The organism is Polaromonas sp. (assembly GCF_039932935.1).
In the GTDB taxonomy this organism is placed as follows: domain Bacteria; phylum Pseudomonadota; class Gammaproteobacteria; order Burkholderiales; family Burkholderiaceae_C; genus Polaromonas.
Genome location: NZ_JBDTPB010000078.1, coordinates 1 through 11,331, shown reverse-complemented (window position 1 = coordinate 11,331; position 11,331 = coordinate 1). Strand labels below are relative to the sequence as shown.

Annotated in this window: 13 protein-coding genes; 4 read left to right on the top strand and 9 right to left on the bottom strand. The window is 65.1% G+C overall.

Going from position 1 to position 11,331, the window contains the following annotated elements:
• Positions 1 to 188 precede the first annotated feature (188 nt).
• The gene (gene secB, locus ABI546_RS14255; protein WP_348047371.1) at positions 189 to 653 is read left to right on the top strand and encodes a protein-export chaperone SecB; all 465 of its coding nucleotides are present in this window, start codon (positions 189 to 191) and stop codon (positions 651 to 653) included.
• A gap of 47 nt (positions 654 to 700) precedes the next feature.
• Positions 701 to 1,717, top strand: a complete 1,017-nt coding sequence (locus ABI546_RS14250) for an NAD(P)H-dependent glycerol-3-phosphate dehydrogenase (protein ID WP_348047369.1) — start codon at positions 701 to 703, stop codon at positions 1,715 to 1,717.
• 154 nt (positions 1,718 to 1,871) lie between these two features.
• On the opposite strand, the gene ABI546_RS14245 is transcribed toward ABI546_RS14250, so the two are convergent.
• From ABI546_RS14245 to panD, 9 genes are all read right to left on the bottom strand, one after another.
• On the bottom strand, positions 1,872 to 2,201 hold the full coding sequence (locus ABI546_RS14245; RefSeq protein ID WP_348047367.1) for a cupin domain-containing protein: 330 nt from the start codon (positions 2,199 to 2,201) through the stop codon (positions 1,872 to 1,874).
• Between the two features lie 100 nt (positions 2,202 to 2,301).
• Entirely contained in the window at positions 2,302 to 2,766 is a 465-nt protein-coding gene (locus tag ABI546_RS14240; protein ID WP_348047365.1) for a GNAT family N-acetyltransferase, read from the bottom strand.
• A 179-nt stretch (positions 2,767 to 2,945) separates the two neighbouring features.
• Positions 2,946 to 3,794 (bottom strand): pantoate--beta-alanine ligase, encoded by an 849-nt coding sequence (gene panC / locus ABI546_RS14235; RefSeq protein WP_348047363.1) that lies wholly within the window; start codon positions 3,792 to 3,794, stop codon positions 2,946 to 2,948.
• 44 nt (positions 3,795 to 3,838) lie between these two features.
• A complete protein-coding gene (panB, locus tag ABI546_RS14230; protein WP_348047361.1) occupies positions 3,839 to 4,744 on the bottom strand; it encodes a 3-methyl-2-oxobutanoate hydroxymethyltransferase in 906 nt (301 codons plus the stop codon).
• A gap of 96 nt (positions 4,745 to 4,840) precedes the next feature.
• Complete coding sequence (bioB, locus tag ABI546_RS14225) at positions 4,841 to 5,872, bottom strand: biotin synthase BioB (protein ID WP_348047359.1); 1,032 nt, start codon at positions 5,870 to 5,872, stop codon at positions 4,841 to 4,843.
• 49 nt (positions 5,873 to 5,921) lie between these two features.
• Positions 5,922 to 7,157, bottom strand: a complete 1,236-nt coding sequence (bioF, locus tag ABI546_RS14220) for an 8-amino-7-oxononanoate synthase (protein ID WP_348047357.1) — start codon at positions 7,155 to 7,157, stop codon at positions 5,922 to 5,924.
• Positions 7,148 to 7,840, bottom strand: coding sequence for a dethiobiotin synthase (gene bioD / locus ABI546_RS14215; RefSeq protein WP_348047355.1), 693 nt, complete (start codon positions 7,838 to 7,840; stop codon positions 7,148 to 7,150). The genes bioF and bioD overlap by 10 nt, the downstream gene beginning before the upstream one ends.
• The gene (gene bioA / locus ABI546_RS14210; RefSeq protein ID WP_348047353.1) at positions 7,833 to 9,179 is read right to left on the bottom strand and encodes an adenosylmethionine--8-amino-7-oxononanoate transaminase; all 1,347 of its coding nucleotides are present in this window, start codon (positions 9,177 to 9,179) and stop codon (positions 7,833 to 7,835) included. The genes bioD and bioA overlap by 8 nt, the downstream gene beginning before the upstream one ends.
• 85 nt (positions 9,180 to 9,264) lie before the next feature.
• Positions 9,265 to 9,645 carry an aspartate 1-decarboxylase gene (gene panD / locus ABI546_RS14205; RefSeq protein WP_348047351.1) on the bottom strand — a complete coding sequence of 127 codons (381 nt, stop codon included), beginning with the start codon at positions 9,643 to 9,645 and terminating at the stop codon, positions 9,265 to 9,267.
• A gap of 159 nt (positions 9,646 to 9,804) precedes the next feature.
• Between panD and nadC the strand changes: the two genes are divergently transcribed.
• Positions 9,805 to 10,683: a carboxylating nicotinate-nucleotide diphosphorylase gene (gene nadC / locus ABI546_RS14200; protein WP_348047349.1), complete on the top strand. Its 879-nt coding sequence runs from the start codon at positions 9,805 to 9,807 to the stop codon at positions 10,681 to 10,683.
• On the top strand, positions 10,680 to 11,331 hold a 652-nt coding region (locus ABI546_RS14195; RefSeq protein ID WP_348047347.1), incomplete at its 3' end, for a quinolinate synthase. The genes nadC and ABI546_RS14195, both read left to right, overlap by 4 nt.

The window sequence follows — 11,331 nt, the reverse complement described above, 5'->3', positions numbered from 1 at the left end:
GGGCTCCTCAACCCAGCATGAGCCGCGGGACTGGCTTTGCCAGACCGCAGGCGGGTGGCCCCCTCGGGGGGCAGGGAGCTACACGAAGTGAGCGACCGTGGGGGCTACATATAATCCGCAAGTCGCCAGCGCTCGCCGGCGTATCTGTTCACCACCCCTCCCATTTCCCCCGTACCCGAAAGAGCACCATGGCTGAAGCCAATCTTGACCCCGTATTCCAGATCCAGCGCGTTTACCTGAAAGACGTGTCGCTGGAGCAGCCCAATTCGCCCGAAATCCTGCTGAGCCAGGAGCAGCCTGCTGTTGACATCCAGCTCGGCGTGGGCGCCACCCCTGTGGCAGAAGGCCTGTTTGAAGTGTCCGTGACGGCCACCGTGCAAACCAAAATCGGCGACAAAACCGTGTTTCTGGTCGAAGCCAAACAGGCCGGCATCTTTGAAATCCGCAATGTGCCCGCTGAGCAGATGGGCGGCATCCTGGGTATTGCCTGCCCGCAAATCGTGTATCCCTACCTGCGCGGCAATGTGGCCGACGTGATCCAGCGCGGCGGCTTCCCGCCCGTGCACATGGCGGAAATCAACTTCCAGGCCATGTACGAGCAGCAGCAGGCCGACGCAGCAGCTGCCGAGCCGGCTCCCCAGATCATCGTCTGACGGCTTGCCGAGGTTCCCCCGGCTTCCGCCTTCTTGCCAATCCACGCATGAAAATTCTGGTCATCGGTGCCGGCGCCTGGGGTACGGCTGTGGCCGTCAGCAGCGCTGCCCGGCACCAGGTCACCCTGTGGGCGCGCGATGCTGTCCTGGCCAAAGACCTGCAGGACAGCCGTGTCAACGCGCGCTACCTGCCCGGCGTGGCCTTGCCTAGCGGCCTGCGGCTGCAAGGCGGCGATGTGCCCCTGGCAGAAGCGATTCAAGGTCAAGACCTCGTCATCCTGGCAACGCCCGTTTCAGCGGCGCGCGGCATGCTGGAAGCCTTACAGCACGCCAGCGTCCCGGTGGCCTGGCTGAGCAAAGGTTTCGAGGCGACCCTTGACCCGACCCCGTCTTCCGCATCATTTGGCCTGATGGTCCACGAGATACGTGCGCAAGCTGCTATCAATTTAAGAGCGGGCGTGCTCAGTGGGCCCAGCTTCGCCCTCGAAGTGGCCCGTGGCCAGCCGACTGCGCTGGTGGCTGCGAGCGAACACGCGGAAGTGCGCGACGCACTGGTGGCGGCCTTTCACAGTGCCACCCTGCGTGTTTACGCCAATGACGATGTGGTGGGCGTGGAAGTGGGTGGCGCGGTGAAGAACGTGCTGGCCATTGCCACGGGCCTGTGCGACGGTTTGCAGCTGGGGCTGAACGCCCGCGCTGCGCTGATCACCCGCGGCCTGGCTGAAATGACGCGCCTGGGCGTGGCGTTGGGCGCCCGCGCCGAAACCTTCACGGGGCTTTCGGGTTTGGGTGACCTGGTGCTGACGGCTACCGGCGACCTAAGCCGCAACCGCAAGGTGGGCCTGCTGCTGGCCGAGGGCAAGACGCTGGCGCAAGCGGTGGATTCGCTAGGGCATGTGGCCGAAGGCGTGTACTGCGCTCGCACCGTGGTACAGCGTGCGGCGGGGCTGGGCATCGAGATGCCGATCGCGCAAAGCGTGGTGGCCTTGCTGGACGGCAAACTCAGGCCCGCTGAAGCCGTGGCTGCGCTGATGGGCCGTGGTCCTACGGCTGAGCTGGCCTGAACGCGCGGTTCGTCTCTCTTTCTCTCTACTGCGTTTTTTTTTGCTATAAATTTGATAGCTGCTTGCGCTCGCCTTTATTGGGTTAGGGCCATAAATCACTATTAGTTGGCGCAAGAATCATCCTGAGGGCGTGAGCCGCGGCAGCAAGCAGGGTCTACTTTCGCAAGTGCAGCGTCACCAGCAGTGATGCGTCTTGCACAGCGGTCAGGCCATGCTCCACGCCGCCTGCCAGCCACAGCAACTGACCTGCCTTCATGCGCTGCGTTTGCCCCTCCGCCGTGAAGGCCACCTCGCCCTCCAGGCATTGCACGGTGATTTCACCTTTGACTCGGTGCGAGGGCGCCGACTTGCCGGCCGGCACGATGAGCCTCATGACTTCCAGCTCTTCGCTTTTGAACAGCGCGACAGTGCGGGCTTCCAGGAGCTTGCCTGCAAGCGGCTGGACATCGATCAGTTGCCCGGAGGCGGCGTGGGGAATGGCCATGGTGAAACTCCTGCAAACGTGGCGGCACGTGCCTGAACCCACTGAAAGCGTTATACCCCAAGGCCCGCTCGGGCTGAAGCGGTGCCCGCGGCGGCAGGCGCTACACCACTTTGTTGTATGCCAAAAAGATGTCGTCGCGAACCCATGCCAGCGATTCATACAAGGCCTGCGCGGTGTGGTTGGTTCTGGCGGTGGTCAGGTCCAGGCGGGCAAAGCCGTGTTGTTTGGCATGCGCTTCGGCGGCTTGCATCAGCGCGCGCCCAGCGCCGCTTTTGCGCGACTCGGGCGCCACGTACAGGTCGTACAGCGTGTAGATGGGCTGGGCGATCACCGAGCAGAAACCGGGGTACAGCTGGCAAAACCCGACGAGCGGGCCAGCGCCGGGCTGGCCATCCGCCTCAGCCACGAGGATGACCGATTCACGGTTTCGCATCCGGCTGCCGATGAAGTTCAGCGCCAGCGCGGCGTCGGCAGGCTGTTCGTAAAACTGGCGGTAAGCATCGAACAGCGCGGCCACGGCCGGCTGGTCGTCCAAAGTGGCAAGGCGCACGGGAGGGGTGTTCATGTTGACCTGTCAAAAAATCAAAAAAAAAAAGGATTCACCTGCAAAAGCAGATTTTTATGAGGAAAAATGGCTGTAGCCCAGGCGGAACGAGCGCAAGCAGCTATCAAAATGAGAGCGCTCAGGAGAGCGCCGGGGGCGACCGAGAAACTGCCGCCGGCGGTAGCCGGGCTGGGCCCAGCCTAGATTTCCAGGTTGTCGATCAGTCGCGTGCTGCCCAGCTTGGCAGCGCCCAGCACCACCAGCGGCACATCGGCCAGCGGGCCGTGCGGTACCTGCAGGTCGGCGCGGCGGCGCACGGTGAGGTAGTCGGGCTTCCAGCCGCGGCGGGCCAGCGCCTGCATGGCCTGCGCTTCGAGTGCGGGCAGGTCGGGCGTGCTGGTGGCACGGGCGGCCTCGCCCAGGGCGCGTATGGCCCTGGGAAGCTCCACGGCCTCGGCTCGCTGGGTGGCGTTCAGGTAGCCGTTGCGCGATGACAGCGCCAGGCCGTCTTCGGCGCGCTGGGTTTCACCGGCCAGGATTTCGATCGGCAGCGCAAACTGCTGCACCATCCGGCGCACCACCATCACCTGCTGGTAGTCCTTCTTGCCGAACGCGGCCACGCCCGTGGGCATGCCGGCAAACACACAGGAAAAGAGCTTGAGCACTACAGTGCTCACGCCGATGAAAAAGCCGGGCCTGAAATGGCCTTCGAGGAGGTCGCTCAAATCCGTGGCCGGGTGCACCTTGTAGCTTTGCGGCTCGGGGTAAAGGTGTTTTTCCAGCGGGGCAAACAGCACGTTGCAGCCTGCGGCCTTCAGGCGCTCGGCGTCGGCGTCCAGCGTGCGCGGGTAGCTGTCGAAGTCCTCATGCGGCGCAAACTGCAGGCGGTTCACGAAGATGCTGGAGACGCTCACGTCGCCCAGCGGTTTGGCCTGTTTGACGAGGGCGATATGGCCGTCGTGCAGGTTGCCCATGGTGGGAACGAATGAAGGGCGTTTATACGGGCTGAGGGCCTCGCGCAGCTCCGGGATGGTGTGGACGATCTGCATCTTGTTTCCTGACTCGTGTAGGGGGTGCTGGTGCGGTGGGCCGCTTACCACGCGTGCGTGGCGTCGACCGGAAAGCTGCCGTCTTTCACGGCGCGCACATAGGCTTCCATGGCGCCGCGCACGCTGGCGGTCTGGTTGCCGGGGCCTTCCATGAAGTTGCGTACGAACTTCGGCATCTTGCCCAGGTTCATGCCCAGCATGTCGTGCAGCACCAGCACCTGGCCGGCGGTGCCCTTGCCCGCGCCGATGCCGATGGTGGGGCAATGCGTGAGTTCTTGCGTGAGCGTGGCTGACAGCGCTGCCGGCACCATCTCCAGCACCAGCATCGCCGCGCCAGCGTCTTGCAACTCGCGCGCATGGCGCGTGAGTGTGGCGGCGGCTTCATCACCTTTGCCCTGCACGCGGTAGCCGCCCAGTGCGTGTACGGTTTGTGGCGTCAGGCCCAGATGGGCGCAAACCGGGATGCCGCGCTCGACCAGAAAACGCACGACCTCGGCCGTCCAGCCGCCACCTTCGAGCTTGACCATGTGGGCGCCGGCCTGCATCAACACCACGGCGCTGCGCAGGGCCTGCTCTTTGGACTCGTGATAACTGCCGAACGGCAAATCGCCGATCAGCCAGGCCGTGGCCTGCGAGCGGCGCAGGCCGTTGGCCACGCACTCGGTGTGGTGGCGCATGGTTTCCAACGTCACGCCGACCGTGCTGGTCAAGCCCTGGCAGACCATGCCGAGCGAGTCGCCCACCAAGATGCATTCGACGCCGGCGGCATCGGCCACGGCCGCGAAGGTCGCGTCGTAGGCTGTCAGCATGGTGATCTTTTCACCCTGGGTGTGCATTTCGCGCAGGCGCGGCAGGCTCAGCGGTTTGCGTGCGGATGGCGTGGACGAAGGCGGCAGCGTGCCGTAAGGCGTGGCTGACGCTGGACTGGATGTGTTGGCAGGGGTCGTCATGGGGCGGCTCCGGAAATTAGCGAGAGTCTAACCAGCTTCGCCGTGCTTTTTTCCAGCGGTTTAGAGAGGCCAGACAAAGACCGGGAAACGGGGGGCTTAGCGCACTTCGGGTGCAGACCGGCTCATGCCCAGGCGTTCCAGCAGTTTCACGTCGGCTTCGGTGTCGGGGTTGCCGGTGGTCAGCAGCTTGTCGCCGTAAAAAATGGAGTTGGCGCCGGCCAGGAAGCACAGCGCCTGCACGCCGTCGCCCATTTGCTGGCGGCCTGCCGACAGGCGCACGCGCGCGGTTGGCATGGTGATGCGGGCCACCGCGATGGTGCGCACAAACTCAAACGGGTCCAGGTCGGCCTGGTTGGCCAGCGGTGTGCCTTCAATCTTCACCAGGTTGTTGATGGGCACCGACTCGGGGTAGGGCGTGAGGTTGGCGAGCTCGGCCACCAGGCCGGCGCGCTGGCGGCGCGTCTCGCCCATGCCGACGATGCCGCCGCAGCAGACCTTGACGCCGGCGCTGCGCACGCGCGCCAGCGTATCCAGGCGGTCCTGGTAGTCGCGTGTGGTGATGATGTCGCCGTAAAAATCAGGCGCGCTGTCGAGGTTGTGGTTGTAGTAGTCCAGGCCCGCGCTCTGCAGCGTTTGTGCGTGGCCGTCTTCCAGCATGCCCAGCGTGGCGCAGGTTTCCAGGCCCAGCGCCTTCACGGTGCGCACCAGCTCGGCGACTTTTTCAATGTCGCGGTCTTTGGGTGAGCGCCACGCGGCGCCCATGCAAAAACGTGTGGCGCCGGCAGCTTGGGCGCGCTGGGCGGCGGCCAGCACCTCGGCCGGTTCCATCAGCTTGCTGGCTTCCACGCCGGTGTCGTAACGCGCAGCCTGCGGACAGTAGCCGCAGTCTTCGGCGCAGCCGCCGGTCTTGACCGACAGCAAGGTGGCGAACTCGATGTGCGTCGGGTCGAAATTTTCACGGTGAACGGTTTGTGCGCGGTGCATCAGTTCCGGGAAAGGCAGGTTGAACAAGGCCTCGATGGCGTCCACACTCCAGCGCTGCTCGCCCGCTTGTGCTGTCTGTTCGGCTTGCGAAACCTGAGGGCGCGGGCGGTGGAGCGTGATGGTTTGTTCTGCAACGTGGGACATGGTCTCTTTCCTTTCGGGGGCTGGTTTTTGAGTCTAGCTGAAGCGTTCTTCAGTGCGCGGGTTCTACCTGCGGCTGTGTTTGTGTGTGCTCCGCCAAGGTGGTCAGGGCCTCGACCAGCAGGTCAATATCGGCTTCGGTGTGCGCGGCCGACAGTGCAATGCGCAGGCGTGCCGTGCCCTCGGGCACGGTGGGCGGGCGGATGGCCGGCACCCAGATGCCGCGCGCGCGCAGGCCTTCCATCACAGCCAGGGCCTCGTCGTTGCGGCCGATCAGCAAGGGCTGTATGGCAGTTTGCGAGGGCGGCAGCTGCCAGTGGCTGCCTTGCAGGCTTGCCGTCAGTCCCTTGCGCAGGCGTGCAATGAGTTTCTGCAAATGCGTGCGGCGCCATTCGTCCTGCTCAATCAGCGAAAGGCTGGCGCGCAGCGCGCTGGCCAGCAGCGCCGGCGCGGCAGTGGCAAAAATATAACTGCGGGTTTTTTGCAGCAGCCATTCAATCAAGGCCTCATCACCCGCCACAAAAGCACCCGCAACACCGGCCGCCTTGCCCAGCGTGGCCATGTACAGCACGCGGCGCGAGGCGTTTTCGCCATATAGCCCGGCGGCGGCCAGACTGCCGCGCCCCTGCGGGCCCAGTACGCCAAAGCCGTGCGCATCGTCGAGCAGCAGCAGGGCGTCGTGTCGCTCGCACAGCGCCAGCAGGGCGGCAATGTCGGCGCTGTCGCCGTCCATGCTGAACACTGCATCGCTGATGACCAGCTTGCGCGGCGCATCGCTTTGCGCGAGTTCCCGGGCGAGTGCGTCCAGGTCTGCGTGGGCGTAGCGGTGGATTTTGGCGCGTGAGAGCCTTGCGCCGTCGATCAGGCAGGCATGGTTCAGTGCGTCCGAAAAAATCGCGTCACCCGCGCCCACCAGCGCCGGCACGATGCCGATGTTGGTGGCGTAGCCCGCGTAAAAGTACAGCGCGCGCGGCAGGCCCACGAAGGCCGCCAGTTCGCGCTCCAGCGCCTCGTTGGCCGCGCTGTGGCCGCTCACAAGCGGCGATGCACCCGCCCCCACGCCATAGGCTTGTGCGCCGGCACAGGCTGCCTGTACCAGGGCAGGGTGCGTCGCCAGGCCCAGGTAGTCGTTGCTGCAAAAGGCCAGCATGCTTTGACCGTCAATCGTCAGGTGTGCGCCGCTTTCAGGCACGACGACGCGGCGCTGGCGGCGCAGATGGGCGCGGTCCAGTTCGGCCACGCGCGCGGGGAATTCGTCGAGCCAGGAGGAGGTGATGTTTATTGCCATTCAGGAGGAAGGTTGATGACGACTGCGTGCGGGTCGATGCCGGGTTGCCAGGGGATGGTGGCCAGCAAAGGTGCTTGCAGTCGTCGCTGTAAAAATTCGATGTTGTCGCCCTGCGCCAGCATGGCGGGATCGATGTGGTTGGCTATCCAGCCGGCCAGGGTGAGGCCGCGTGCGCGAATCGCTTCCGCGGTCAGCAGCGCGTGGTTCAGGCAGCCCAGGCGCAGCCCCACCACCAGCACCACCGGCAAGCCCAGCGCCTCGGCCAGGTCAGCGCCGGTCTCAAGCGGCGAGAGCGGCACGTGAAAGCCGCCCGCGCCTTCCACCACCACGGCGTCGGCCAGCAGCGCGAGCTGGCGGTGGCAGGCTACCAGGTGGTCGATGTCAATGCGTGCACCGGCGCGGGCCGCTGCGATGTGCGGCGACACGGGGTCGGGCAGCAGCACCGGGTTGTCGAGCTCGGGCGGCACGCGGTAGCTGGAGGCTGCGCGCAGTGCCAGCACGTCTTCATTCGCATCCATGCCGTCAGCTTGCACCGTACCGGCCGCCACGGGCTTCATGCCCACCACACGCAAGTGCCGGCGTGCCAGTGCGTGCAACAGCGCGGCGCTGGCCAGCGTTTTGCCCACGCCGGTGTCGGTGCCGGTCACAAACAGCGAAACAGTCCTGTGCGCCGCTTCAGCCATCTGCACCAACTTCTTCGGCAAGGGTGGCGTCAAGCGCCGCCAGGGCGCCGCGCGCCAGGTGATCAATCGCCTCTTCGTCCATCACGTAGGGCGGCATGGCGTACAAGGTGCGGCCGATCGGGCGCAGCAGCACGCCGTTGGCCATGGCGTGCTGTGTGTAGCGGCGGGCAAAGTGGGGAGCTGCTTGGAGCGCGGTGGGGGGGGCAATATCCCAGGCCCAGATCATGCCCAGCCTGCGCGCGTGGCGTACAGCCGGGTGTTGTGTCAGCGGTGCGAAGGCCTGGTCCAGGGTGTTTGCCAGTAGCGCGTTGTCGGCCAGCACATCGGTCTGTTCGAACAGCTCCAGCGTGGCCAGCGCGGCGCGGCAGGCCAGCGGGTTGCCGGTGTAGGAATGCGAGTGCAGAAAACCGCGCGCCACGTCGTCGTCGTAAAACGCTTCGTACACCGCGTCGGTGGTCAGCACGGCTGACAGCGGCAGCGTGCCGCCGGTGAGGCCTTTGGAAAGGCAAATGAAGTCGGGCCGTATGCCCGCCTGCTGGTGCGCAAACATGGTGCCGGTGCGGCCGAAGCCGGTGGCGATCTCATCGGCAATCAGGTGCACTTCATAACGGTCGCACAGCGCGCGTGCTTCGCGCAGGTAGGCCGCGTCGTGCATGGCCATGCCGGCAGCACATTGCACCATGGGCTCCAGGATGAGTGCAGCCGTTTGCGCGTGGTGCTGCTCCAGCCAGCTCTGCAGGCCGGCGGCCGCATGGTGTGCCACGTCCGCGGCGCTTTCCCGGGGCTGCGCACCGCGTGCATCGGGGCTGGGTACGGTAGCGGCCAGCCGCACCAGCGGCGCGTAGGCTTCACGAAAAATGGCAATGTCCGTCACGGCCAGCGCGCCCACGGTTTCACCGTGGTAGCCGCCGGCCAACCCAATGAAGCGGCACTTTTCGGGCCTTCCGGTGTTGCGCCAGTAATGCGCGCTCATCTTCAGCGCGATCTCGGTGGCGCTGGCGCCGTCGCTGCCGTAAAAAGCATGGCCGAGGCCGGTCAGTGCGCCCAGCCGCTCTGAGAGATCCACGACCGGCTGGTGCGTAAAGCCGGCCAGCATGACGTGATCAAGCCGCTCCAGCTGGTCGCGCAGCGCCGCCTTGATGTGCGGGTGCCCGTGGCCGAACAGATTGACCCACCAGGAACTGATGCCGTCCAGGTAGCGCTTGCCTTCAAAGTCGTGGAGCCAAACGCCTTCGGCCCGTGCGATGGGCACCGGGGGGTGTGCCTCATGCAGCTTCATCTGTGTACAGGGGTGCCACACATGGCGCTGGCTGCGCTCGATCATTGAGTTGTTGTCCATGAGGCCCGTGGTGAGGGAAAGAGGGTGAAAGCTCAGGCTGCGCTTGTGCTGCAAGCCCGGGCTAAAGCACGAGTCAGGGTATGGGTCAGGCCTTCTGGACCGGGATGGTCGAGCGCTCTTCCTTGATGCGGTTGTCCGGGTTGACGAACACCAGCTTGGGGCTGAAGCCCGCGACATGCTCTTCGTGCACCTGCGCAAAAGCTGCAATGATGACCAGGTCGCCCACGGCAGCGCGCCGCGCGGCAGAACCGTTGACCGAGATAATGCGGCTACCGCGTTCCGCGCGGATGGCGTAGGTGATGAAGCGCTCGCCGTTGTTGATGTTCCAGATGTGCACCTGCTCGTTCTCGGCCAGGTTGGCGGCATCCAGCAGGTCTTCGTCGATGGCGCAGGAGCCTTCGTAGTTGAGTTCGCAGTGAGTCACCGCCGCGCGGTGGATCTTGGACTTGAGCAGTGTTCTGAACATGGGGTGTGAAGGGTTACTCTGGCAAAAGGAAGCGCCCGGGGATGGGCGAGAGGGCCGGCGGGCGGCGGCGGCAGGTGTCGCTGTAACATTCGCGACAGTTTTGAAGTCTACTCAATAGTTTAGTGCAGGGTGCTGCGCGGTTTCTTTCTTAGATTGCTTATGAAAAAGTCATTTGATTTCACTGCTGAAACGCTTGCCGCGCTGGCCGGAGCAGATGCGGCGCGCGCGCTCGCGGAGGACATCGGCAGCGGCGACCTGACTGCAGCGCTGATTGACCCGGCCCGCCAGGCGCGGGCGCAGGTGGTGGCGCGCGAAAGCGCAGTGGTTTGCGGCAGTGCATGGGTTGAGGCCACGATGCAGCAGCTGGACCCGCAGGCCAAACTGGTCTGGCATGTGAAGGACGGCGAGCGCTGCGAAGCCGGCCAGGTCGTGTTTGAAGTGCGTGGCCTGGCCCGGGCCCTGTTGTCGGCTGAACGCACGGCGCTCAATTTTTTACAGCTGTTAAGTGCCGTGGCGAGTAAAACGGCCGTTTATGTCGACATCGTGAAAGGCACGCGGGCCGCTATCGTGGATACGCGCAAGACCCTTCCCGGGCTGCGGCTGGCGCAGAAATACGCGGTCGCCGCGGGCGGCGGAACCAACCACCGGGTGGGCTTGTATGACGCCGTGCTCATCAAGGAAAACCACATCGCGGCCGCGGGGGGGATTGCGCAGGTGCTGGCACGCGCTGCGGAAGTCGCCGCACAGGCCGACTTCGTGGAAATAGAGGTCGAGAACCTGGACGAGCTGGCCCAGGCGCTGAGCGCCGGCGCGCGCATGGTGCTGCTGGACAACATGAGCCTGCCCGACCTGAAAGAAGCCGTCCGCATCAACGAGGGGCGAGCCGTTCTTGAAATTTCGGGCGGAGTCACCCTGGAAGGCCTGCGCGCCCTGGCCGAAACCGGCGTGGACCGGATTTCCATCGGCACCCTGACCAAGGATGTGCAGGCGATTGATTTCTCCATGCGCTTTGATGCGCAAAGCGCGGAGGCGGCATGAGCGAAGTGCTGCCCATCATCCGCGTGGACTACGAGCAGCCTGAAGGCTCGGCTTGCAGCACGCACCAGGCCTGGGCCCGTGTGCCGCCGGAGCCCACGCAGGCCGAACGCGCCGTGCTGAAGAACCGCATCCGCGAGTTGCTCAAGGCTCGCGACGCTGTTATGGTGTCGCACTACTACGTGCATCCCGATCTGCAGGACCTGGCCGAAGAAACCGGCGGCCTGGTGTCGGATTCGCTGGAAATGGCGCGCTTTGGCCGCGACCATGCTGCGCAGACGCTGGTGGTGTCGGGTGTGCGCTTCATGGGCGAGACGGCCAAAATCCTTTCACCCGAAAAGCGCGTGCTGATGCCCGACCCGGATGCCACCTGTTCGCTTGACCTGGGCTGCCCGGTGGACGAGTTCAGCGCGTTTTGCGATGCGCACCCGGACCGCGCGGTGGTGGTGTATGCCAACACCAGCGCCGCCGTGAAGGCGCGCGCCGACTGGGTGGTGACCTCCAGCTGCGCGCTGGACATCGTGCGTGCACTGAAAGACCAGGGCCAGAAAATCCTCTGGGCGCCCGACCGGCACCTGGGCGGCTACATCCAGCGTGAGACCGGCGCCGACATGGTGTTCTGGAACGGCGCCTGCATCGTGCACGACGAGT